Here is a 22,784-nt window from a genome sequence, read left to right on the forward strand (position 1 = left end):
CGGCCGGGCGCTCTCAAGGGTGCCCGGCCGTTTCCTTCGCAGCCGCCGGCCGAACCATAAACGTCCCGAGAGAACGCCCGATGCCCGTCACCCTGATCAAGAACGCAGCCTGGGTCGTCGCCTTCGACGGCCGCAAGCACACCTACATGCAGGGTGCCGACGTCGCCTTCGAGGACGACAAGATCATCCATGTCGGTCCGGGCTTCGCCGGCAAGGCCGAGAAGACGATCGACGGCTCTGGGCTCCTGGTCATGCCGGGTCTCGTCAACGTCCACTCCCATCCCGCCTCAGAGCCCATGGCCAAGGGCTGGAACGACGAGCTCGGCTCGCCCCGGCTCTACCAGTCCGCGCTGTACGAATTCATGCCGCTGTTCCGCGCCGATGCCGGCGGCGCCCCGGACATGGAGGCGATCCCCGCCTCCGCCACGGTGGCCTATTCCGAACTGCTGCTCTCCGGCGTCACCACCCTCGTCGACATGTCGGTGGCCTGGGACGGCTGGCTCGACACCTTCGCCGCCTCGGGCCTGCGCGGCGTCCTCTCCCCCATGTACCGCTCGGCCCGCTGGTTCACCAAGAACGGCCACGTCGTCGAGTACGAATGGGCCAAGGACGAGGGCATCCCCGCCATGGAGGCGGCGATGAAGGTGCTCGAGACCGCGGCGAAGCACCCGTCGGGCCGCATGTCCGGCATGGTCTCGCCGAGCCAGATCGACACCTGCACCCCCGGCCTCATCAAGGCGAGCTTCGCCGAGGCCAAGAAGCGCAAGCTGCCCTTCCAGATCCACGCGGCCCAGTCCGTCGTCGAGTTCCACGAGATCACCCGCCGCCACGGCATGACGCCGGTAGAGTGGCTCGGTTCGCTGGGCGTGCTCTCCGACCGCTCGCTGATCGGCCACGGCATCTTCATGGACCACCACACGTCCGCCCACTGGCCGCGCCGCGACGACCTGCAGGACCTCGTCGACACCGGCACGACGGTCGCCCATTGCCCGACCGTGTTCCAGCGCCGCGGCATCGCCCTGCAGACCTTCGGCGAATATGTCCGCCGCGGCGTCAACATGGCCATCGGCACCGACACCTATCCGCACAACATGATCGAGGAGATGCGCCACGTCGCCATCATGTCGCGCGTGGTCGGCGAGGACGTCTATGACGTCCGCTCCACCGACGTCTTCAACGCCGCCACCCTCGGCGGCGCCAAGGCGCTGGGACGCAAGGACATCGGCCGCCTCGCCGTCGGCGCCAAGGCCGACATCGTGCTGGTCGACGTCACCCACGCCTCGATGCGGCCGCTGCGCGACCCCGTCCGCTCGATGATCTACTCGGCGGCCGAGCGCGCCATCCGCACCGTCTTCGTCGACGGGCAGAAGGTGGTCGACGGCGGCAAGGTCCTGACCATGGACCTCGACGCCGCCTCCGAGAAGCTGGAGGCGGCCCAGCGCCGCGCCGAGGCCGGCGTCAAGGCGCTCGACTGGGCCAAGCGCGACCACATGAAGATCTCGCCGCTGATGTTCCCGTCCGCCAAGGGGTGAGGGGTCAGAACCGGCGCGGCCACAGCCGCGCCGTGTGCATGATCGAGAGGATGGCGATCTCCTCCTCCCCGATCATGTGAACCAAAATGTAGGGGAGGCCCGTGACGACCAGTTCACGGGTCTCGGCCACGCGTCCGGGCCGACCGCTTTGTGGCAGGGCAACGAGCCGTTCCGCTGCTTCCACGACACGCGCAACGACCCGCTCGGCAACATGGCTGTCTTCGGCGGCGATATAGGCGCCCATCTCATCGATGTCCCGCAGCGCCCGCGGCGTCCATCGCAGCCGCATGTGATCCCTCAGGTCGCTGGCTTCACATATTTCGCGACCACCGCGGCGACCTCCTCGTCGGTCGCGAACTCGCCGCGGCGGGCCTGCTCAAGCCCTTCCTTGATCTTCGCGATCTCAGCTTCCTCGGCCGCGACGTACTCGGCGACTGCGTCGGCGGCGATGTCCGCGAGGGGGCGGTCGAGCATCTCGGCGAGACGGTCGAGCCGCTCGGTCAGGTCCGCATCAAGCCGGATGGTGATGGCGTTCATCGCACGGCCTCCATGGCTCGATGGGGAGGATACCCGCCGCGGGTGCGGCGGGCAACGCGCCCCGGCCCTGTCCCCTCAGCCCCAGACCTCGCGCGCCACCTCGACGATCATCTCGAGCTTCCGCCACTGCTCGTCCTCGGCGAGGGTGTTGCCCTCCTCCGTCGAGGCGAAGCCGCACTGGGGCGACAGGCAGAGCTGCTCGAGCGGGGCATATTTCGCCGCCTCGTCGATGCGCCTCTTGATGTCGTCCTTCGCCTCCAGCACGCCGGTCTTCGAGGTGACGAGGCCTAGCACCACCGCCTTGCCCTTCGGCAGGAAGCGCAGCGGCTCGAACCCGCCGGCCCGCTCCGTGTCCCACTCCATGAAATAGGCGTCCACCGGCATGGCGTTGAACAGCAGGTCGGCGATCGGCTCGTAGCCGCCCGAGGCGACGAAGGTGGAGCGGAAATTGCCGCGGCACAGATGCATGGTGATGGCGAGGTCCTTCGGCCGCCCGCCGATGGCAGCCGTCACCATGTCGGCATAGATGCCGCCCTGCTTGTCGGGATCGTCGCCCCGCTCGGCCAGCATCTTCTTCTGCTCGGGGTCGCAGAGATAGGCGAAGGAGACGTCGTCGAGCTGCAGGTAGCGGCAGCCGGCGTCGTAGAAGGCGTGGACGGCCTTGCGATAGGCCTGGCCGAGGTCCTCGTAGTAGTCGGCCATATCGGGATAGAGGCCCATGTTGATGAGCTTCCGCCCCCCGCGATAGTGCAGCATGGAGGGCGAAGGGATGGTCATCTTCGCCGTGCGCGTCGTGTTCGCCTTCAGGAACTTGAAGTGTTCGATGAAGGGATGGGTCGAGAAGTCGATCCGGCCGGTGACGCGCGGCGCCTCCGCCTTGGTCTGCACCCCGGCGAACTGGATGCCCTGGTCGAGCTCCACCCGGCTGACACCGTCCAGCTGCCAGAGGAAGTCGTAGTGCCACCAGGAGCGGCGGTACTCGCCGTCGGTGATCGCCTGCAGGCCGATCGCCTCCTGCCGGGCGATCAGCTTCTTGATCTCGGCATCCTCCACCGTCCTCAGGCCGAGGGCGTCGAGCTTGCCGGCCGCATGGTCGGCACGCGCGCCCTTCAAGGCCTGCGAGCGCAGCAGCGATCCGACCTGGTCGGCGCGATAGGGCCCCGTCTTGCCGGGCAGCACGGGGGCAGGCGTGGTCATGGTGGTCATCGGTCGCGTCTCCCTGGCGGGCCCTCGGCCCGGACCGTCTCGCGGGGGCGGCGGTCTTCTGGAGAGAGGATAGAGCGGAACGCGTGCCTCTGCCACGGGGGGCGCGATCGGAAAGCGCGCGGCGGGCATGGATGCAAGTCCAGCTTGCACCTGCTTCGGGCCGTCGCCTCTTGCCGGAACGCCCGCCACGGCCGATGTCTGGCGGCAACGAAGCGCGGCCCCCGCCGCGTCATGCGAGGACCGCGCCATGACCCCCGCTCTCACCGGCATCCACCATCTCACCGCCGTCTCGGCCGACGCCCCCGGCAATCACGCCTTCTACACGCGCGTCCTCGGCATGCGCCTCGTCAAGCGGACGGTGAACCAGGACGACACCTCCGCCTATCACCTCTTCTACGGCGACGGCGTCGCCAGCCCCGGCTCCGACATCACCTTCTTCGAGTGGCCGGTGGCACCCGAGCGCCGCGGCACCAACGCCATCATCCGCACGGCGCTGCGCGTCTCCGGCGAGGCGACGATCCGCTGGTGGGCCGCCCGCTTCGCCGAGCAGGGCGTGAAGCACGACCAGCCGGTGATCCGTGACGGCCGCCTCACCCTCGACTTCGAGGACCCGGAGGGCCAGCGCCTCGCCCTGATCGACGACGGCGGCGCTGGCGATGCCCATCCCTGGGACGCCAGCCCCGTGCCGGCCGGGCACCAGATCCGCGGCCTCGGCCCCATTACCGCCAGCGTCCCCGTGCTGGAGACCACCGACCTCGTGCTCACCCACGTGCTCGGCATGCGCAAGGTGCGCGACTACACCCTGCCCAGCGCCTCTCCCGTCCATGTCTACGCCATGGGCGATGGCGGCCCGGCGGCGGAGTATCACGTCGCGGTCGAGCCGCATCTGCCGCAGGCGCGACAGGGGGCCGGCTCCGTCCACCACGTCGCCTTCCGCACCCCCGACGAGAAGGAATATGCCGGCTGGATCGAGCGGCTGAATGGCCTGCGCATCCCGAGCTCCGGGGCGGTGGACCGCTACTATTTCCGCAGCCTCTATTTTCGCGAGCCGAACGGCGTCCTCTTCGAGATCGCCACCGACGGCCCCGGCTTCGACGTCGACGAGCCCCTCGCCAGCATCGGAGAGAAGCTCGCCCTGCCGCCCTTCCTGGAGCCGAAGCGCGCCGCCATCGAGCGGGGCCTGAAGCCGCTGGGCTGACGCGGGGTCGCGCTTGTCGCGGGCCGGCAGCGCCGCCTAGGATCGCCCCATCGATTCGAGACCTTCGGGGCACTCCATGATCCGCGCCGGCCTGCTCCTTGCCCTTGCCGCCCTCGGCCTCGCCGCCTGCCAATCCACGGCTTCGCAGCCGCCGGTTCCGCAGCCGGTGGCCTCTTCGACGCCGAGCTACGTGACGCGGCCCGACTTCCGCCTGCCGGAGGGTTCGGGCTGCGCCGGCGAGCTCGCCCGCTTCCGCGCGGTGATGGACAACGACCTCGCCACCGGTCACGTCACCCGCGAGGTGCACGGCCGCGTCATCGCCGACCTGCGCGGGCCTGAAGGCGCCTGCTCCGCCGGCCGCGCCGGAGAGGCGAGCGCCGGCCTCACCGCCGTCAAGCGGCGCTACGGCTATCCCGGCTGATCGCCCAAAGGCGACCTTGCGGCCGCCGCGCCGCAGTTGAAGGATGAGCCCACGGGTCGCATGACCCGGGAGGCGCCCATGCGCATCGCGCTCCTCACCGACATCCACGCCAACCGCGAGGCGCTCGAGGCGACGCTGGCCCATGTGGCGCGCCAGCAGGTCGGCCGCATCGCCGTGCTCGGCGACATCGTCGGCTACGGCGCCGACCCCGTCGCCTGCACCGAGATCGTCATGGACCTCGCGGCGTCCGGCGCCTTGGTCCTCCAGGGCAACCACGACGAGGCGGTTGCGCGCGACGACGTCGACATGAACGCCGACGCCCTGGCGGCGATGGTCTGGACCCGGGGCGTCCTCGGCGAGGCGCATCGCCGGTTCCTCGCAGGCTTGCCGCTCACGGCCCGCGAGGGCGATCTGCTGTTCGTCCATGCGGGCGCCCGCAACCCCGGCCAGTGGCCCTATGTCATGACGCCGCGGGACGCGGAGCTCAGCTTCGGCGCTTCCGACGCCCGGCTCATCCTGTGCGGCCACACCCATGTTCCGGCGCTGTTCTCACTCCAGCCGAACCGCACCTGCGTCGGCTTCACACCGGTCGCCGGCACCCCCGTCCCGCTCGCTGCCCATCGCCGCTGGCACGCGGTGATCGGCTCGGTCGGCCAGCCCCGCGACGGCATCGCCGCTGCGGCCTACGCCGTGCTTGATCTCGGCCAAGGCGTGCTGGAACCCCATCGTGTTCCTTATGACCATCCCGCCGCCGCCGCGAAGATTCGCGCCGCGGGGCTGCCGGATCGGTTGGCGAGCCGCCTCGCCCACGGGAGGTGATGAGGCATGCGGCCGCCGCGCATCGAGAAGGGCCTTGTGCTCGACGGCTTCACCCTGGTCGCACCGCTGAAGCTCGGCGGCATGGCGCAGATCTGGGAGGTGACCCGCGAGGGCGACGACGCGCCGCTCGTCATGAAGATCCCGCTCATCCTCGACGGCGACGACCCCACCATGATCGTCGGCTTCGAGATGGAGCAGATGATCCTGCCGCGCCTCTCCGGCCCGCACGTGCCCCGTTTCGTCGCCGCGGGCGACTTCGCCCACCAGCCCCACATCGTCATGGAGCGCATCACCGGCGGCTCGCTCTACGAGCGCATGACCGGCGCGCCCTTCGCGGCGGCGGAGGTCGCCCGGCTCGGCCTCGCGATGGCGCGGGCCCTCTGCGACCTGCACCGGCAGGACGTCCTGCATCTCGACGTGAAGCCGGCCAACGTGCTGTTCCGCGAGGATGGTACGGCGGTCATGGTCGACTTCGGCCTCGCCCGCCATCGCCACCTGCCCGACCTCCTGGCCGAGGAGTTCCGCCTGCCCATCGGCACCGCGCCCTACATGGCCCCCGAGCAGGTGCTGCGCGCGCGGGACGATCCCCGCTCGGACATCTTCGCCCTCGGCTGCGTCCTCTACGAGATGACGACGGGCCGCCAGCCCTTCGGCGACCCCCGCGGATCGCGCCGCCTGCGCAAGCGCCTGTGGTGGGATCCCTGGCCGCCGCGCGCCCTCCGCCCGGACTGTCCGGCCTGGCTGCAGGAGATCATCCTGCGCTGCCTCGCCGTCGACCCCGCGGGCCGCTATCCCACCATGGCTCAACTCGCCTTCGACCTCGCCCATCCCGCCGACGTGCGCCTCACTTCCGCCGCCTCGCGGATGAAGCGCGACGGCCGGATCGAGCGGCTCGGGCGCTGGTTCAGGGCGGCCGGCGCCGAGCGGCCGCCGCCGCCCGCGATCGACGGTGAGGCCACCGCTCCGATCGTCCTCGTCGCGGTGGACCTTTCCGCCGACTACTGCGCGGTCGCCGACGCGGTCCGTGCCATGACGGGGCGCATGCTGACCCTTCTCCCCGGCGCCCGGCTCGCCTGTGTCAACGTCCTCAGGCTGAAGCGGCTCGGCATCGACGACACGACCGACGGGGAGGGCAGGGCGCTCCACGTCGCCCGCCTGATCCAGCTGCGCGCCTGGGCGGCGCCTCTCGGCCTGGCCGCGGAGGCCGTCAGCTTCCACGTGCTGGAAAGCACCGATCCGGCGGAGGCAATCGTCACCCATGCCCGCGAGAACCATGTCGACCAGGTCATCATGGGCGCCCGCGGCCAGTCGGGCACGCGCCGCTATCTCGGCAGCGTCTCGGCGCAGGTGACGGCCGAGGCGCCCTGCACCGTCACCGTCGTGCGCGCCGCCGCCTAGATCGCCGCCCCGCCGGCGAGCCACCATTCCGCATAGGCGAGCTGGAACGGCGGCATCACGTCGGGCCTCAGGTCCTCGCGGCTGCGGACGATGTGGATGTCCGCCAGTTCCGGTTCCGTCTGGCGCGCGAGCCGGGCGAGGATGTCGGCCCTGAGATCCTCGGCCGGGAGCGTCGAACGCACCACCTTGACGAAGGCGGAGCGCTTCTCGTCCTCGTGCAGCCAGAAATCCGGATCGACGGTGACCTCGTCCGCCGTCAGCCCCGTCTCCTCCGCGAGTTCGCGCAAGACGCTGCCCGCGAGGTCGACCCGGCCGTCGACCACGTCGGAGGGGTCGGGTGTGCCGCCCGGGAAATAGATCTTGCCGGCATTGGCGGTATGGGCGCCCATGACACCCATCATCATCGCGCCGTCGGCGCTGGTGAGGCCGGCGAGGGCGAAGCCGTTGCGGGTCGACCCGTCCGGCTCGCCGTGCCGCATGTAGTGCAGGAACTGCGAATAGCGGACCTGGCGGTAGCGGGCCTCGAAGACGTCGCCCTCGACCGTCCGCTCAGCGATGACGAGCACCTGCCCGTCGAACAGCGCGGGATTGGCGGCGCTCGCCCTCCGCCAGGCCGCATCGATGGCCTCCGCATGGGTTTCGGCGTAGGACCAGGGGCCGGATTCCACCGTGGCGCGAATGTGGCGGATGCGGCGGAACCGGGACGTCATCAAGGCGTTGTCCTCGCGAGATGTCCTGCGGCTTCGGATAGCCGGCCAGGGGAGAGGGTCGTTGACCCGTCCTTAAGGCTGGTGGAACCGCAGCTTGGCAAATCGCACGACGGTCACCTATGGTCCACCCCGGGTCGGGGGCCTGCAGGAGGGAATATCCATGTTGAAGAAGCTCACTCTGGTTGGCGCTGCCGCCCTGATGATCGGTGCATGCACCCCGCGCGAGGAGCGTGCCGCGGCTGGCGGTGCCATCGGCGCCGGCGCCGGCGCCCTGATCGGCGGCCTCGCCACCGGTACGGGTGGTGGCGCTCTCGCGGGTGCCGCGATCGGCGGCGTCGCCGGTGCGGTCATCGGCGCGGAGACGACCCCGCGTCGCCGCTGCTACGTCAACCGCTACGGCGAGCGTATCTGCCGCTATCGTCGCTGAGCCATCGGCTCCGACAGACAGAAACCCGCCGGCATCGCGCCGGCGGGTTTTTTCATGGGCCGGTCATTCATGGGGCCGGTCAGAGGAACAGCCGCCCCTCGGTGAGGATCACGGCGCCGCCGCCGATCGTCACCGCCGTCACCTCGCCGCCCGCCAGCGTCAGGCCGAGGCGGATGCGGCTCGGCCGTCCCATCTCGAAGCCCTGCTCGATGACGACGGCGTGGGTACCGTCGGCGAGCCCCTCCCGCGCCGCCAGCACGCCGGCAAAGGCCGCCGCCGCCGATCCCGTCGCCGGGTCCTCGGCGATGCCGAGACCGGGCGCGAACATGCGCGCGTGGAAGCCGGCGTCCGGGTCCACGGTCTCGCGGGTATAGGCGAAGATCGCCGGATGGTCGTCGGCGATGGCCGCGAAGGTCTCGGCGAACCAGCGCGTATCGACCCGGATGCGCGCCATGGCCTCGCGCGTCTTCACCGGCACGTAGCAGAAGGAGACCGGCGCGCCGAACCGGCTGGGGCGGTGGCGGTCGAAGCCGATGTCGCGCAGCTCCAGGCCGAGGACACCGGCGAGCTGCGCCGGATCGGGCGCCGGGCCGAGGTCGCGCGGCATGCGCGGCGCCTCGAACTGTGCCTCATAGCGGCCGGCCGCATCGCGGGTGACGCGGCAGGGCACGGGACCCGCCTTCTCGCCGAGGATGAAGGCGGTCTCCTCGCCCGGCGCCAGGCCGTCGAGCGCGGCCAGAAGCACCGCCGTCCCCACCGTCGGATGGCCGGCGAAGGGCAGCTCCGCGCCGGGCGTGAAGATCCGGATGTCGGCGCGGTGGGCGGCCGTCGCCTGCGGCAGCACGAAGACCGTCTCCGACAGGTTGAACTCGCCGGCGATCTTCTGCATCGCGGCCGTGTCGAGGCCGCCCGCGTCGAGCACCACCGCCAGCGGATTGCCTGACAGCGCGTCGTGGGTGAACACGTCGAGCGTCTGGAACCGGCGGGAGGACGAGGGGGAAAGGGAGGACATGGACGGTCTCAGCCGATCTTTTCCGGAGCGAAGAGCGTCGTCGGGCTGACGAACTCGTCCTGTGCCTCGACGGTCAGGATCTCGCGCGAGCCCGCCGCCTCCGTCCGTTTCAGGAGGCCGAAGACGGACGAGGCCGCACGGGAGACCGCGAAGGCCTCGTCGCGGCTCGCGGCGGCGTGGACGAAGAACAGCGCGGCGATGGCGTCGCCCGCGCCGTTGACCGATACCGACAGCCGCGGGGTGCGCACCCGGAACCGCCCGTTGGGGCCGCAGGCGAGGAGGTCGATGGCATCCGCCGGCGTATCCTCCGTCATCAGGCTGGTGACGAGCACGGTGCGCGGCCCCGTGGCGCGGACGGCGTCCACCGCCGCGATGGCCTCCGCGATGGTGGTGATTCGCCGCCCCGACAGATATTCGAGCTCGAACTGGTTGGGTGTGATGATGTCGGCCGCCGGGACCGCCTTGTCGCGCATGAATTCGGGGATGCCCGGCCGCACGAAGACGCCGCGCCCGACGTCGCCGATCACGGGATCGCAGCAATAGAGCGCGTCCGGATTGAGGGCGCGCACGCGCCGGACCGCCGCCACGATGGCCGAACCGATGTCCGACGAGCCCATATAGCCCGAGAGGACGCCATCGCAGCGCCCGAGCACGCCGCGCTCCTCGATGCCTTCCACGAGCTCGTCGATCATCGGGCCGTCATAGACCCGCCCCTTCCAGGCGCCGTAGCCGGTATGGTTGGAGAACTGGACCGTATGGATGGCCCAGACTTCGTGGCCGAGCCGCTGCATCGGAAACACGGCCGAGGCATTGCCGACATGGCCGTAAGAAACCCAGGACTGGATGGAGAGAATGTTCATGGGGCGCGCTCCGTGGCGCCAGCCTAGCGCGGCCTCGCGGCGCTGCACCAATTCCGTTCGGTGAACTGAAGCATCACCGGCGGGCGGGTCAGGCGATCTTCACCCGGCCGCGCAGGATGGCGATGCCGCCCGTGTCGTAGAAATGCGTCAGCTCGACGATCAGCCCGTCCCGCACCCGGATGTGGTCGAGCACCTCGAAGGAGCCGGAACGGCCGTTGTCGAGGAACCGGACCTCGACGATCCACCGCACCAGCACGTTGTCGCCCTCGCAGACGATGTCCTCGATGGAGTGGCTGATATACTGGTTGTGGTCGTGCAGGTGCTGCAGGTAGCGGGCGATATCCTCGCGACCGAGACGCATGCCGGCTCCCGGGCTGAGCGCCGGATTGCCCACCACCGTCAGCCGCGCATCCTGAGCGAAGTAGGACACGAAGTCGTCCGTCGCGCCGGCCATGCGCGCGGCGTAGAGCGCGTGGACCGCCTCGGTGATCGCGCGTTGATGATTCTTGCGCTCTCCGGGGGGCGAAAGAGGTGTCGCCATGCTCAGATTCGACCTGCGAGGACCGCCAGGGAGGCGGTGTCCATGAACTGCACCAGTTCGACGATCTCGCCGTTCCGGAAGCGGACGAAATCCGCCACGTCGAAATCGGCGACTGCGCCGGTGACGGCACTACGCAAGGTGAGCTGGCGCCGGATCACCGCGAGATCGAATTCCGCGACGACGTCCACGACGAGGCCGTCGACATATTCATAGCGCTGGAAGAGCTGGCGTACGCCCTTGGCGATGGCGGCGCGGCCCCGGAACGGTCCCGCCTCCGGCACCAGGCGACTGTCGGCGACGAGCCTCATGAACCCGTCTTCGGCAAAACCGGCCGCGAACTGCTCGGCCTGGCCGTTGCGGCGAGCGGCGTAGAGCTCCGCAAGCCGTTCTTTCAGATAAGGCAACCCCGAGATTACGCGCAGGCTCGGTTGCGACATGAATGTTCCTGACCCCACCTCTAGCCGGAATAGCCCACGTACTTCCGTTTTAGCTCATCGCCAAGGCAATACGGCGAACCATGCATCATGTCCGCTGAGTGGAACATGAACGGCGCCCGGATCGCAAGATTGCATCATGGCCTGCGGCATCGGCCGCACGCGGTCCGAGGGGGGACGGGCGCGTGGGACCGGGGAGGCGAAAGGGCGGCCTTCCGAGCCGCCCCCGCGCCGGATGGACGGACCGGAAAGGGGCTCGCGCCCGCTCCCCGGTCCGTCACCGCTCAGTTCTTCGTCTTGTCGACCAGGGCCTTCGCCTTGATCCAGGGCATCATGTCGCGCAGCTTGGCGCCGACGTCCTCGATCGGATGGGCGGCCATGCGGGCGCGGGTGGCCTTGAACGAGGTCTGGTTGACCTTGTTTTCCAGCATCCAGTCGCGGGTGAACTTGCCCGACTGGATGTCGGTCAGCACGCGCTTCATCTCCGCCTTCGTCTCGGCGGTGATGATGCGGGGACCCGTGACGTACTCGCCGTACTCGGCCGTGTTGGAGATCGAGTAGTTCATGTTGGCGATGCCGCCCTCGTAGATGAGGTCGACGATCAGCTTCACCTCGTGGAGGCACTCGAAATAGGCCATCTCCGGAGCGTAGCCGGCTTCCACCAGCGTCTCGTAGCCGGCCTTGATGAGCTCGACGAGACCGCCGCAGAGCACGACCTGCTCACCGAAGAGATCGGTCTCGCACTCTTCCTTGAAGGTCGTCTCGATGATGCCGGCGCGGCCGCCGCCATTGGCCGAGGCGTAGGACAGGCCGAGGTCATGGGCGTTGCCCGAGGCGTCCTGGTGGATGGCGATCAGGGTCGGCACGCCGCCGCCGCGCTGGTACTCCGAGCGCACCGTGTGGCCGGGGCCCTTCGGGGCGACCATCAGCACGTCGAGATCCTTGCGGGCCTCGATCAGGTTGAAGTGCACGTTGAGGCCGTGGGCGAACATGATCGCGGCGCCCGGCTTCATGTTGGCGGCGAGGTCGTCGCGGTAGATGTCGGCCTGCAGCTCGTCCGGCGTCAGCATCATCATGATGTCGCAGACCTTGGCGGCCTCGGCCGGCGTCATGACGGTGAAGCCGGCGGCCTCGGCCTTGGCGCGGGTGGCGGAGCCCGCCTTCAGCGCGATGACCACGTCCTTCACGCCGGAATCGCGCAGGTTCAGCGCATGGGCATGGCCCTGGCTGCCGTAGCCGACGATGCAGACCTTCTTCGACTTGATGAGGTTCAGATCGGCGTCGCGATCGTAATAGACACGCATGGGATGCTTCCTTCCTTGGGACTTGGGTTGCGTGAGGGGTCAGGCGGCCGCCGGCTTTTGGTCCGTGCGGCCGTAGAGGGTGAGGAACTGGTCGGTCGCCGCCGCCGCGTCGCGGGCGATCTCGGCCTTGCCGAGCTTGAGCTCGTCGCCGAGCAGCAGGCGGATCTGCACATCGCGGCCCGCGAGGCCGAAGAAGGTCCGGAAGGCCGCTTCGGTGTCGTCGAACTGGAGCAGGCCGGCCGCCCGCCCTTCCTCCAGCACGGGCTTCAGCCTGTTGCCGATGGCGAAGCGGCCGTTCTCGAGCACGATCTGGCCGAGATTGCTCTGCTTCGACGCGGCGTGGGAGATCGCCAGCCGGTTCAGCGCGATCGAGGTCGGGCTGGAGATGACCGACAGCCAGTTCGCCGCGAAATCCCGGAGGCTGTCCCTCAGGCTCGACGCGTCGAGCCTCTGCCGGTCGTAGCGGCCGGCGCGCACGCGGGACGCCTGCCACTGCACCGTCGCGGTCAGGAGACCGTCGCGGTCGCCGAACCACTTGTAGAGCGTTTCCTTCGAGCAGCTCGCCCGCCGGGCGACGGCCGCCATGGTGAGTTGGCCGCCCTCCTCCTGCATGAGCGCCAGCACGGCGTCCAGCACCGCCGCCTGGCGGGCGGTCGGCTCGGCCGGATCGAGGCCCGGCATCTGGGGAGCGAGTGTCTTGGCGGCGGCGTTCATGCGTCACGACAGGAGGAAAAGGAACCGTACCGTACGTTACGGTTCGGTTGTCTAGCGCAGCGCCGGAGCGCAGGCAAGTGCGTCTGATAGCGGGTGACGGAGATCCTCTGCCGGCAAGCGGAAGCGCGTCCCGGACGGCATCGCGCCCGCGGCGCGCCCGTCAGCCGCCGCAGGCCTTCCGGTAGAGCCTGACGGTCTCCGCCATCCCGTGGATGAGGGCGTCGGCGGTCAGCGCATGGCCGATCGACACCTCGGCGATGGCGGGCGCACGCGCCACGAGCGGAGGCAGGTTGTCGAGGGTGAGGTCATGGCCGGCATTGACGGCAAGGCCCGCGGCCGTCGCCGCCGCCGTCGTCGCCGCCAGCTTGTCGAGCTCGGCCGCCTGCACGGCCGCGTCGCCCGCATGGCCGTAGGGGCCGGTATAGAGCTCGATGCGGTCGGTGCCGGTGGCCTTCGCCGCGGGAACCAGCGCCGGGTCGGCGTCGAGGAAGATCGACACGCGCATGCCGCCCGCCTTGAGCCGCGCGATGACGCGCTTCAGGAGGTCGGCGTCCCTGTGGACGTCCCAGCCGTGGTCGGAGGTCGCCTGCGCCGGATCGTCCGGCACCAGCGTCACCTGGTGGGGCTTCACCTCCTCGCACAGCGCCAGGAACCGCTCGTCCGGATAGCCCTCGATGTTGAACTCGGCGGCGGGGAAGTCGGCGCTGAGCAGGCCCGCGAGGTCGAAGACATCGTGCCGGCGGATGTGCCGCTCGTCGGGGCGGGGATGCACGGTGATCCCCGCCGCACCCGCCTCCAGCGCGATGCGGGCAAGGCCCGTGACGCTGGGCCAGGGCAGGTTGCGCCGGTTGCGCAGCTGCGCGATGGCGTTGACGTTGACGGACAGATGCGTCGGCATGGCTCTAGCCTCGGGCGGGCGAACTTAATGGACGCGCATTCAGCGTCCCTGGGCGCCGTCCGGCAAGGCCGCTTCCTGCATGCCTTCCGCGCCGCGGCTCATGGCGGCGATGCCGGTGCGGGACACCTCGACGAGACCGACCGCGCCCATCAGGCGGATGAAGCGCTCCACCTCCTCCGTCGTCCCCGTGAGTTCGAAGACGAAGGAGTTGAGGGTCGCGTCCAGCGTCCGCGCCCCGAAGGCCCCGGCGAGGCGCAGCGCCTCGACGCGGGCGTCGCCCTTGCCGCGCACCTTGACGAGGCAGAGCTCGCGTTCCAGCGCCGAGCCCTGGACGGTGAGGTCCACCACCCGGTGCACCGGCACGAGGCGGTCGAGCTGGGTCTTGATCTGCTCGATCACCTTCTCGGTGCCGGTGGTGACGATGGTGATGCGCGAGACGTGCTTCTCGTGCTCGGTCTCCGAGACCGTCAGGCTCTCGATGTTGTAGCCGCGGCCGGAGAACATGCCGGCGATGCGGGCAAGAACCCCCGGCTCGTTGTCGACCAGCACCGCCAGCGTGTGGCGGCGCTCGGCGTGGATGGCGTCGGAGAGGAAGTAGGCGGACTGGGACTGGGTCATTGTCTGATCTTTGTGATGAGCGGGAGGTGAGGCGCGGCGCGCCTCACACCAGCTGCTTGCCCTTGGCGTCGATGATGTCCGAGGTCTGCCCGGCGAAGTCGGGGAGGATCATCTCGTTGTGCGCCTTGCCCGATGGGATCATCGGGAAGCAGTTCTCCTCCTTCGCCACCAGGCAGTCGAAGATCACCGGTCCCGGATAGTCGATCATCTCCATGATCGCGGCGTCGAGCTTGGAGGGGTCGTCGCAGCGGATGCCCTTGGCGTGATAGGCCTCGGCGAGCTTGACGAAGTCCGGCAGCGCCGCCGAATAGCTCTCCGAATAGCGCCCGCCATGCAGCAGCTCCTGCCACTGGCGCACCATGCCCATGTACTCGTTGTTGAGGATGAAGATCTTGATCGGCAGGCGGTACTGCGCCGCCGTCGACATCTCCTGCATGTTCATCAGCACCGAGGCCTCGCCCGCCACGCAGACCACGAGATCCTTCGGATGGGCGAGCTGCACGCCCACCGCCGCCGGCAGGCCGTAGCCCATGGTGCCGAGACCGCCGGAGGTCATCCACCGGTTCGGCTCGTCGAAGTGGAGATACTGCGCCGCCCACATCTGGTGCTGGCCGACCTCCGTGGTGATGAAGCGCTTGCGCCCCTTGGTCAGCGCCTCCAGCCGCTCGAGGGCGTATTGCGGCTTGATGATGCTCTCCGAGTTCGTATAGGCGAGCGATTTGCGCGCCCGCCAGCCCTCGATCTGCAGCCACCAGGCCTTGATCGCCGGCTTGTCGACCTGACCCGCGACGTCCTTCCACAGCCGCACCATGTCCTCGAGCACGTGGGCGCAGTCGCCGACGATGCCGATGTCCACCTTGACGTTCTTGTTGATGGACGAGGGGTCGATGTCGATGTGGATCTTCTTCGAGCCCGGCGAGAAGGCGTCGAGCCGCCCGGTGATGCGGTCGTCGAAGCGCGCGCCGATGTTCACCATCAGGTCGCAGCCGTGCATGGCGAGGTTCGCCTCGTAGGTGCCGTGCATGCCGAGCATGCCGAGCCACTGCTGGTCATGGGCCGGATAGGCGCCGAGGCCCATCAGCGTCGAGGTCACGGGATAGCCGGTGGCGCGAACCAGCTCGCGCAGGAGCTGCGCCGCATGCGGGCCGGCATTGATGACGCCGCCGCCGGTGTAGAACACGGGGCGCTTGGCCTTGGCGATCAGCTCCACCGCCGCCTTGATCTTGGACAGGTCGCCCTTGATCTGCGGCCGGTAGGTCTTGTGCTGGTTGTCGCGCGGCTTCTCGTACTTGCCGCTCTTGAACTGGATGTCCTTGGGGATGTCGATGACGACCGGACCCGGCCGGCCGTTCTGCGCGACATAGAAGGCCTCGTGCAGGATGCGCGGCAGGTCCTCGATGTTCTTCACGAGGTAGTTGTGCTTGGTGCAGTGGCGCGTGATGCCGACCGTGTCGGCCTCCTGGAACGCGTCCGAACCGATGAGATGGGTCGGCACCTGGCCGGTGAAACAGACGAGCGGAATGGAATCCATCAGCGCGTCGGTGAGGCCGGTGACGGCATTGGTCGCGCCGGGGCCGGAGGTGACGAGCACCACGCCCACCTTGCCGGAGGAGCGGGCATAGCCCTCCGCCGCATGCACCGCGCCCTGCTCGTGGCGGACGAGGATGTGCTTGACGCTGTCCTGCTGGAAGAGCGCGTCGTAGATCGGCAGCACGGCGCCGCCGGGATAGCCGAACAGGGTGTTGACGCCCTGGTCGATCAGGGCCTGCACCACCATTTCGGCACCGGTCATCTCGCGGGACATGGGTCGGTTTCCTCTGGGTCGTCTGAAGGTCGGTTGTTGCAGCGAGGCGTTATGACGAAGGGTCGTTCAGGGCAACAAAAAAGGCCCCGTGAGGGACCTTGTGTTGAGCGCCACCGTTCGGCCGCCGTGTGAGTGATCACACGTCCGTCGATGGCGCCCCGGATACAATAAGGATGAAACGCACGGCGTGCGGCTCCGATTGAAAGAGGCGCGGACCATAGGGGAGGGGGAAGGGGGGTGTCAAGCGTGGGGTAGCTATGGTTGTGTCATCTGGTAATGTAGACTCTACGGCGCATGCGCCCAAAATGACTGCCGACGCAACATCTAAAGGGGATCTGCACATGGCAAACGAGATAGCGCCTCCTAAGATGTTTATTTCGTATAGCTGGAGTAGTGCAGAGCATCAGGACTTTGTCCTTCGGCTGGCAGAGGAGTTAGTCGCTTCGGGAATTTATGTTACGCTGGATAAGTGGGACCTCAAGGAAGGACACGACGCACACGCATTTATGGAGAGAATGGTATCCGATCCCGAAATAAGGAAAGTTGGGATTATATCTGACCGAAAGTATGCTGAAAAAGCCGATGCGAGGGTTGGAGGCGTAGGGGTTGAGGCGCAAATAATAACGCCTGAAATATATTCGAAGCAAGACCAGAACAAATTTGTCGCAATTGTCGTAGAACGTAAGGAAGACGGAAGTCCTTGGCTTCCTGTATATTATAAATCGCGAATTTATATTGATTTGAGCGAAGAAAATAGTTACGCAACTGAGTTCGAAAAGCTTGTTAGGTGGGTGTTTGACAAGCCCTTGTTCGTCAAACCCGCTATCGGGAATATGCCAGCTTTCTTGGCGCCTCAGGGTTCCATTTTACTTGCAACCAGCCTCGTAGCTAATCGGGCGCTGGATGCAGTAAAGAGCGGCAGGCAAAACGCACTGGCCGCTTTCTCGGAGTATCTCACCGTCCTCGGTGCCGAGCTTGCTAAATTGAAGCCGAATGCAGAAGCTGAACATTTTGATGAAGAAGTTATTAGGGTAATTGATGCATTCCACTCTTTTAGAGATGAATATATATCAATAGTATCTGCTGTTGCAGTCAGCAATAATTATTATGAAGGCTCGGAAAGTGTTCACAATTTTCTTGAGTCTGTTGTTCCCTACATGTACCCAGGCGAAAACCAGCCAAGTTGGAAAGAGTGGGATTTTGATGGGTATAATTTCATAATACATGAGATATACTTGTATTCGCTTGCGATATTTATCGGACATAAAAGGTTCGACGCGGCAACTCGCCTTATGGCAGACCTCTACGTTACAGGTCGGGCACGGGTCAACGGCGAGCCAATGCAGGATTTCACGTTGCTCCGGAACCATATGCGTTCCCTTGACTACAGAAATAAAAGGCTCTCACTCAATAGGCTATCATTGCGGGCTGACCTTCTGAAGGCACGGAATGTTGGCTCGGGAGTTAAATTTGACGATCTGATGCAAGCTGACTTTATCTTATATCTACGATCGGCGGCGTTGGGGCTATACTGGTGGCCCGAAACAATGCTTTATTTTGAGCGATACAAAAACTCATTGGAAATTTTTGCGAGATCGAAGTCAGCTAAGTATTTTCAGAGTGTGGTAGGGATGCTTGCAGTGCACGACAAGTCGGAGCTTTCGCAGCTAATAGAAAAGATTGAGAAAGATAAAAATAATCTTCCTAGATGGAGTTACAGAACAATCGAAGTTAGAGAAATTGTAAAGCTGGATGTGATTGGCAGTCAGGCTTAGTTGATTGGCGTTGGATTTCAATCTGCAACCCGCCGCTATGGGGCGCTCGGCGAGGGTCGAAGACGACGAGGGGCGGCGTGTCTTCGCCGTCTCACCGTCATGCCCGCCTTGTGGCGGGCATCCACGACTTGAACACCGCAGCGCGAAGAGAATTCGTGAATGCCCGGGCCAAGCCCGGGCATGACGTGCGGAGGGTCAGGGACAGTCCGGCGAGACGAGATGGCCGACGGTCCTGGGCCTCACCCCAACCTCCCCTCCACATCCCACGCCACCACCTTCTGCGCTACCCCGCCCCACCGCCACAGCACCAGATTCCGCATCCCCCCCGTCGAACCCACCGCAAAGCTCGGCACCACCACCCCGGCGGCCCCGGCCGCGATGAGCCGCTTCGTCAGCGCCCATGTGGGCGGCGTGCGGCCCTCGGCCCGGTCGAGCATCCAGGCGCAGCCGAGGGTTGGGAGGTCCGTGCCGGCGGCTTGCCGGCCCGCCTCCGCCGTGAGGTCGAGGATATCGGTGCAGTCCACGTCGTAGGTCACCACCGTCAGCGGCGGGAAGCGGTGGGCGAAGCCGTGGGAGACCTCCGCGAACATGCCCTCGATGGAGAGGGCAAGGTACAGCGCCGCCATGCCCTTCGGGTTGAACCGCCCGCCATGGATCGCCGCGCCCGCCCCGGAGGTCGGCGCGAAGGCCCAGCGCGGGTCGTGCGCCCGGTAGGCGAGGCCGCGATAGCGGGTGAGGGGGAGGGGTGGGGATCTCATGATGCTGCCGGCACTGCGTCCCGGTTGTTTGGCGCTACCCTCACCGCGTCATGCCCGGGCTTGGCCCGGGCATCCACGACTTGAACACCGCCCTCCAGAGAATTCGTGGATGCCCGGGCCAAGCCCGGGCATGACAGGCTGAGTGTCGTGTGGCCGCTGCGGAGAGGCCGCATCGGGCGCCCCATCCCTCAGGCAAAACCCCCGGTGGCGACATGGTCGAGCCAGTCGCGCACGGCCGCCGCCTTGCCGTCCTTGACGAGGCTCTCGGCCGTCCGGCCGCCGAAGGCGGGAAGAGGCTCGGCGCGATACCAGGCGAGCGCCTGTCTCTCGCCGCCCGCCCAGTCGCTGACCCGCGCGACGATCTCCACCATCTCGGTGACGCGGCCCTGCGTCTTCGGCGCCTTGGCCCGCGCGGCGCGGTGGAAGGTCTCGGGGCTCACCCCCATCGTGTCGGCGAGCTGCGCCTTCGACACACCGAAGCGCTCCGCCACCCGGTCGATGACGATGAGCCCGTCCTTGTCGAAATAGCCGGTGGCGCGGGCCGGGCCGCGCCGGACCATCTCGGCCGCCGCGAGTTCGCGGGACACGCGCTTGTCCGTCCTGGCGGTCATCGAATGCCATCTCCCATGGCAGATAAGACCGGCATAGTATATGGTATTTTCGGCGCCGCAGCAAGCCGCAACCTGGGGTGGCGGCGTGGCCGCGGTGGCGGACGGCGCGAAGGCGAGGGCGATCAGGGCCAGCACGGCGACGATGACGGGTCTCATGCGGTCCTCCTGTTGCGAGAAGGTGGAGGATGCCTGAAGGGGCCTACAGTGTCAAGGAAAAAATCCTAGGATAGGACAAAAGGCGGATTTACGACGCCGCCCTCGTCGCGTCATGCCCGGGCTTGTCCCGGGCATCCACGACTTGAACACCGCCCTTCGAGAATTCGTGGATGCCCGGGCCAAGCCCGGGCATGACGGGCGGAGGGTCTTGAGCCCACGGAACGAGGCGGCGTCCTCAGGCCAGGTCCGGGCATGACGGATGGGGTCCTTTCAACCGAACCTCAACCCTTCCGCCGCTCCGCCGCCAGCACCGTCTCCGCCACCCAGCGGGCGATGCCGGTGAGGGCATGATCGCCGTGTTGCTGGCCGATCACCTGCACGCCGCAGGGCAGGCCGTCGACCGCGAGCAGCGGCAGCGAGATGGCCGGCGCGCCGGTCACCGAGGTCCAGGCGTTGAAGGCCGGCAGGCCGGTGGTGTGGGCGATGCCGGAATCGGTGCCCTTGTTGTCGAGGCGCGGGGCAGCGCCGACATTCGACAGGCAGATCATGGCGTCGCCCGCCGCCGCCACGGCGAGCAGGGCGCGCTTGGCATGGTCGCGGGCCACCAGCAGGGCGCGGTACTCGTCCAGCGTCACCTTCTGGCCGAGAATGTGCCGCTGCATCATGCTGTCGGAGAGGCCGCCGCCATGCTCGGCCACGAGATTGTCGAGCGACCAGCGCATCTCGTAGGCGCAGATGTCGCGGGTCATGGCGAGGCTGTCGCCGATGGCCCGCTCGAAGGCCTCCACCACCGGATTGTCGCGGCGGGTTACGATTGCGACGCCGGCCTCGCGCAGCACCTTCAATACGCCCTCGAAGGCGGCGCGGGAGGCCGCATCCGTGGCCGCCCAGCCCTCGGCCTCGATCACCACCAGCCGGGACGGCGCGACGGGGGCATGCAGGGTCGCCGGGCCGACCAGGCCGGGATAGCCGGGATCGCCGCCGGCCCTGATGGCGATTTCATGGGCGACGCGCCACATGTCCTCGAGGCTGCCGGCATGGACGCCGAGATGGCTCTGGCTGAAGCCCTGGCGCTCGCCGCGGTGCAGGGCGCCCATGGTGGGTTTCAGCGCATAGTTGGCGCAGAAGCCGGCCGGGCGGATGCAGGAGCCGACCACCTGCGATCCCAGCGTCACCGGCACCATGCGGGCGCCCACCGCCGCCGCCGAGCCGGAGGAGGAGCCGCCCGGCGAATGCTCGGCCGAGAAGGGATTGGTGGTGGGGCCGGGATGGGACATGCCGAGCTCGGTCGTCACCGCCTTGCCGAGGATCACCGCGCCCGCCGCCCTCAGCGCCTGGACGCTGGCCGAATCCTGCTTCGGCCAGTTTTTCTCATAGAGGGGGCTTCCCATCTTCGTCGGCATGTCGCGGGTGGCGTAGAGGTCCTTGATGCCCACCGGGATCCCGTCGATGGGCGAGAGCGGCCGCCCGGCCTTGTAGCGCTCGGTCGAGGCATCCGCCGCGGCGCGGGCGCCCTCCGCGTTGAGCGTCACCCAGGCCTTCACCACCGGCTCGCGCTCCGCGATCGTGGCGAGGCAGCGCTCGAGATAGTCCCGCGGGCTGTCGGTGCCGGCGAGGAAGGCCGGCACGTGGTCGCAATAGGTGAGCGCTGCGAAGGTGGTCGGGCTGTAGGACGGCATCGGCGGCTCCTGGCGATACGAGGATATCGGCGATGCTAGCCGCGTTCGGCGCGGTGGGGATCGCCGCCGCCGCACGTCAGGGGCGAGCCCGGCGCAGGGACGTGCCGCAGGGCGGTGCGGCTCAGCCCGGCCGCTGCGCCTCCGGCCGGACGAGCGCGGCCAGCGTCAGCATGGTCTCGGCCGGCTCGTCCTCGGCGAGCGCCGCGATGTCGTCGAGCAGAGCGCGGATGGCGCGGCGCGGATCGCCGTCGAACTCGGCGAGCACGGCTTCCACTTCCGGGTCCTCGACGGCGGCGGCGCGGATGGCGGTCAGGCTCTGGGCCATGGGTCTCTCCTCTGGGTTGAGAGCACCCTACACGGCCTGTTGCCAAATTCTGTCAGCAGAATGGCAGTAGCTCCATCAACCCTAACGCGAGCTGGCGCTTGCCGGATGGTTTCCGAAGCGTTAAAGATGACGTTACGTCAGTCCATAGTCTGCTACCGGTGCCCACCCATGTTTCGCGTCCTGGGCCTCCTGAGCCTCCTCGGCCTCGCCGTCCTGTCGGTATCGGATTCCATCGCCGAGGACCGGGACGAGTTCTATGCCATCGCCCGCGGCGAGAGCGGCAGGCGCGCCGCGCCGGCGGCCCAGCCCCCGTCCATGGGCTGGTTCGGCCAGCGTCAGGCGCCGACCGTGTCGCATCTTCCCGCCGGCCGGGCGCCGCGCCAGATGAACACCCGCCCGACGCGCCAGGCCGAGTCCCTCGCCGGCACCGACGGGTCCTCCCGCGCTTTCTGCGTGCGCTCCTGCGACGGCTATTTCTTCCCCGTCGGCCCCGCCACCAGCGGCGCCGGCCGCAGCGCCCAGGCCGATGCGTGCGGCGCCATGTGCCCCGGCGCAACGGTGCGCCTGTTCACCGCCCGCAACGGCGCCATCGAGACGGCAAGGTCCGAGACAGGCCAGCTCTACGGCGCCACCGCCACCGCCTTCCGCTACCGCGAGCGGCTGCAGCCGGGCTGCTCCTGCCAGGCGAGCGTCACCCAGGGCCTGGCGCGCCTCGCGCTGGTGCAGGATCACACGCTGCGCACCGGCGACGTGGTGGTGACGGACAAGGGCGTGCGCGTGTTCCGCGCCGGCGGCCGCTTCCCGCACCAGCCGCGCGACTTCGTCACCGCGCGCGCCTATGGCCGCCTCTCGCCGGACCTGCGCCGGCGCGTCGAGGAGATCGAGACGGCCCGCCTGCCCGAGCGGCTGCGCTATGCCGGCATCGCGCCGGCGTCGACGACCGACACCTTCACCCGCACGTCGCGGCTCGAGGGCCTGCGCGAGATGACGGCGCTGCGCACGCCTGTCCGCCACATCGCCATCGAGGCGCCGCCGCGCCGTCCGCTG

Annotated in this window: 25 protein-coding genes; 8 read left to right on the forward strand and 17 right to left on the reverse strand. The window is 68.0% G+C overall.

The window, feature by feature from the left end:
• Nucleotides 1-80 precede the first annotated feature (80 nt).
• The gene (locus ACT6XY_RS04680; protein WP_444747167.1) at nucleotides 81-1,532 is read left to right on the forward strand and encodes an amidohydrolase family protein; all 1,452 of its coding nucleotides are present in this window, start codon (nucleotides 81-83) and stop codon (nucleotides 1,530-1,532) included.
• Nucleotides 1,533-1,536: 4 nt separating this feature from the next.
• Here the strand turns inward: ACT6XY_RS04680 and ACT6XY_RS04685 are convergent, their stop codons facing one another.
• The 3 genes from ACT6XY_RS04685 to ACT6XY_RS04695 all read right to left on the reverse strand — a co-directional run bounded on the left by ACT6XY_RS04685 (nucleotide 1,537) and on the right by ACT6XY_RS04695 (nucleotide 3,275).
• On the reverse strand, nucleotides 1,537-1,821 hold the full coding sequence (locus ACT6XY_RS04685) for a type II toxin-antitoxin system RelE/ParE family toxin (protein WP_444747168.1): 285 nt from the start codon (nucleotides 1,819-1,821) through the stop codon (nucleotides 1,537-1,539).
• A gap of 8 nt (nucleotides 1,822-1,829) precedes the next feature.
• Complete coding sequence (locus ACT6XY_RS04690) at nucleotides 1,830-2,069, reverse strand: CopG family ribbon-helix-helix protein (RefSeq protein ID WP_444747169.1); 240 nt, start codon at nucleotides 2,067-2,069, stop codon at nucleotides 1,830-1,832.
• 75 nt (nucleotides 2,070-2,144) lie between these two features.
• Nucleotides 2,145-3,275, reverse strand: a complete 1,131-nt coding sequence (locus ACT6XY_RS04695) for a 5-methyltetrahydropteroyltriglutamate--homocysteine S-methyltransferase (RefSeq protein WP_444747170.1) — start codon at nucleotides 3,273-3,275, stop codon at nucleotides 2,145-2,147.
• A 247-nt stretch (nucleotides 3,276-3,522) separates the two neighbouring features.
• Here ACT6XY_RS04695 and ACT6XY_RS04700 point away from each other — a divergent pair, with 247 nt between their 5' ends.
• The 4 genes from ACT6XY_RS04700 (at nucleotide 3,523) to ACT6XY_RS04715 (ending at nucleotide 7,111) form a co-directional block, all read left to right on the forward strand.
• Nucleotides 3,523-4,473 (forward strand): ring-cleaving dioxygenase, encoded by a 951-nt coding sequence (locus ACT6XY_RS04700; protein WP_444747171.1) that lies wholly within the window; start codon nucleotides 3,523-3,525, stop codon nucleotides 4,471-4,473.
• Nucleotides 4,474-4,549: 76 nt separating this feature from the next.
• Entirely contained in the window at nucleotides 4,550-4,894 is a 345-nt protein-coding gene (locus ACT6XY_RS04705; protein ID WP_444747172.1) for a hypothetical protein, read from the forward strand.
• A 78-nt stretch (nucleotides 4,895-4,972) separates the two neighbouring features.
• On the forward strand, nucleotides 4,973-5,713 hold the full coding sequence (locus tag ACT6XY_RS04710; RefSeq protein ID WP_444747173.1) for a metallophosphoesterase family protein: 741 nt from the start codon (nucleotides 4,973-4,975) through the stop codon (nucleotides 5,711-5,713).
• A 6-nt stretch (nucleotides 5,714-5,719) separates the two neighbouring features.
• Nucleotides 5,720-7,111, forward strand: coding sequence for a protein kinase domain-containing protein (locus tag ACT6XY_RS04715; RefSeq protein ID WP_444747174.1), 1,392 nt, complete (start codon nucleotides 5,720-5,722; stop codon nucleotides 7,109-7,111).
• Here ACT6XY_RS04715 and ACT6XY_RS04720 read toward each other — a convergent pair.
• Nucleotides 7,108-7,821 (reverse strand): NUDIX domain-containing protein, encoded by a 714-nt coding sequence (locus tag ACT6XY_RS04720; RefSeq protein ID WP_444747175.1) that lies wholly within the window; start codon nucleotides 7,819-7,821, stop codon nucleotides 7,108-7,110. The two genes, ACT6XY_RS04715 and ACT6XY_RS04720, sit on opposite strands and share 4 nt — an antisense overlap.
• 160 nt (nucleotides 7,822-7,981) lie before the next feature.
• Here ACT6XY_RS04720 and ACT6XY_RS04725 point away from each other — a divergent pair, with 160 nt between their 5' ends.
• Entirely contained in the window at nucleotides 7,982-8,248 is a 267-nt protein-coding gene (locus ACT6XY_RS04725) for a glycine zipper domain-containing protein (RefSeq protein ID WP_444747176.1), read from the forward strand.
• Nucleotides 8,249-8,327: 79 nt separating this feature from the next.
• On the opposite strand, the gene ACT6XY_RS04730 is transcribed toward ACT6XY_RS04725, so the two are convergent.
• The 9 genes from ACT6XY_RS04730 to ACT6XY_RS04770 all read right to left on the reverse strand — a co-directional run bounded on the left by ACT6XY_RS04730 (nucleotide 8,328) and on the right by ACT6XY_RS04770 (nucleotide 16,433).
• A complete protein-coding gene (locus tag ACT6XY_RS04730) occupies nucleotides 8,328-9,260 on the reverse strand; it encodes a PhzF family phenazine biosynthesis protein (protein ID WP_444747177.1) in 933 nt (310 codons plus the stop codon).
• 8 nt (nucleotides 9,261-9,268) lie between these two features.
• Nucleotides 9,269-10,120, reverse strand: a complete 852-nt coding sequence (gene pdxY, locus ACT6XY_RS04735) for a pyridoxal kinase PdxY (RefSeq protein WP_444747178.1) — start codon at nucleotides 10,118-10,120, stop codon at nucleotides 9,269-9,271.
• Nucleotides 10,121-10,208: 88 nt separating this feature from the next.
• A complete protein-coding gene (locus ACT6XY_RS04740) occupies nucleotides 10,209-10,661 on the reverse strand; it encodes a nuclear transport factor 2 family protein (protein ID WP_444747179.1) in 453 nt (150 codons plus the stop codon).
• Nucleotides 10,662-10,663: 2 nt separating this feature from the next.
• Nucleotides 10,664-11,098, reverse strand: coding sequence for a nuclear transport factor 2 family protein (locus ACT6XY_RS04745; RefSeq protein ID WP_444747180.1), 435 nt, complete (start codon nucleotides 11,096-11,098; stop codon nucleotides 10,664-10,666).
• A gap of 281 nt (nucleotides 11,099-11,379) precedes the next feature.
• Complete coding sequence (gene ilvC, locus ACT6XY_RS04750; protein WP_444747181.1) at nucleotides 11,380-12,399, reverse strand: ketol-acid reductoisomerase; 1,020 nt, start codon at nucleotides 12,397-12,399, stop codon at nucleotides 11,380-11,382.
• A 39-nt stretch (nucleotides 12,400-12,438) separates the two neighbouring features.
• Nucleotides 12,439-13,113, reverse strand: coding sequence for a TetR/AcrR family transcriptional regulator (locus ACT6XY_RS04755; protein WP_444747182.1), 675 nt, complete (start codon nucleotides 13,111-13,113; stop codon nucleotides 12,439-12,441).
• 160 nt (nucleotides 13,114-13,273) lie between these two features.
• On the reverse strand, nucleotides 13,274-14,011 hold the full coding sequence (locus tag ACT6XY_RS04760) for a pyridoxine 5'-phosphate synthase (protein WP_444747183.1): 738 nt from the start codon (nucleotides 14,009-14,011) through the stop codon (nucleotides 13,274-13,276).
• 39 nt (nucleotides 14,012-14,050) lie between these two features.
• The gene (gene ilvN / locus ACT6XY_RS04765) at nucleotides 14,051-14,629 is read right to left on the reverse strand and encodes an acetolactate synthase small subunit (protein WP_444747184.1); all 579 of its coding nucleotides are present in this window, start codon (nucleotides 14,627-14,629) and stop codon (nucleotides 14,051-14,053) included.
• Between the two features lie 43 nt (nucleotides 14,630-14,672).
• On the reverse strand, nucleotides 14,673-16,433 hold the full coding sequence (locus tag ACT6XY_RS04770) for an acetolactate synthase 3 large subunit (protein WP_444747185.1): 1,761 nt from the start codon (nucleotides 16,431-16,433) through the stop codon (nucleotides 14,673-14,675).
• A 341-nt stretch (nucleotides 16,434-16,774) separates the two neighbouring features.
• On the opposite strand from ACT6XY_RS04770, the gene ACT6XY_RS04775 reads away from it, so the two are divergent.
• Nucleotides 16,775-18,208: a TIR domain-containing protein gene (locus ACT6XY_RS04775; protein WP_444747186.1), complete on the forward strand. Its 1,434-nt coding sequence runs from the start codon at nucleotides 16,775-16,777 to the stop codon at nucleotides 18,206-18,208.
• A gap of 239 nt (nucleotides 18,209-18,447) precedes the next feature.
• On the opposite strand, the gene ACT6XY_RS04780 is transcribed toward ACT6XY_RS04775, so the two are convergent.
• The 4 genes from ACT6XY_RS04780 to ACT6XY_RS04795 all read right to left on the reverse strand — a co-directional run bounded on the left by ACT6XY_RS04780 (nucleotide 18,448) and on the right by ACT6XY_RS04795 (nucleotide 21,737).
• Nucleotides 18,448-18,966 (reverse strand): RES family NAD+ phosphorylase, encoded by a 519-nt coding sequence (locus tag ACT6XY_RS04780; protein WP_444747187.1) that lies wholly within the window; start codon nucleotides 18,964-18,966, stop codon nucleotides 18,448-18,450.
• A gap of 188 nt (nucleotides 18,967-19,154) precedes the next feature.
• Nucleotides 19,155-19,577: an antitoxin Xre/MbcA/ParS toxin-binding domain-containing protein gene (locus ACT6XY_RS04785; RefSeq protein WP_444747188.1), complete on the reverse strand. Its 423-nt coding sequence runs from the start codon at nucleotides 19,575-19,577 to the stop codon at nucleotides 19,155-19,157.
• 437 nt (nucleotides 19,578-20,014) lie between these two features.
• The gene (locus tag ACT6XY_RS04790; protein WP_444747189.1) at nucleotides 20,015-21,412 is read right to left on the reverse strand and encodes an amidase; all 1,398 of its coding nucleotides are present in this window, start codon (nucleotides 21,410-21,412) and stop codon (nucleotides 20,015-20,017) included.
• 121 nt (nucleotides 21,413-21,533) lie between these two features.
• Nucleotides 21,534-21,737 (reverse strand): hypothetical protein, encoded by a 204-nt coding sequence (locus ACT6XY_RS04795; protein WP_444747190.1) that lies wholly within the window; start codon nucleotides 21,735-21,737, stop codon nucleotides 21,534-21,536.
• Between the two features lie 168 nt (nucleotides 21,738-21,905).
• Here ACT6XY_RS04795 and ACT6XY_RS04800 point away from each other — a divergent pair.
• The coding region (locus tag ACT6XY_RS04800; protein ID WP_444747191.1) for a DUF2865 domain-containing protein at nucleotides 21,906-22,784 on the forward strand (879 nt) is incomplete at its 3' end.

It is taken from the genome of Phreatobacter sp., assembly GCF_052440005.1.
In the GTDB taxonomy this organism is placed as follows: domain Bacteria; phylum Pseudomonadota; class Alphaproteobacteria; order Rhizobiales; family Phreatobacteraceae; genus Phreatobacter.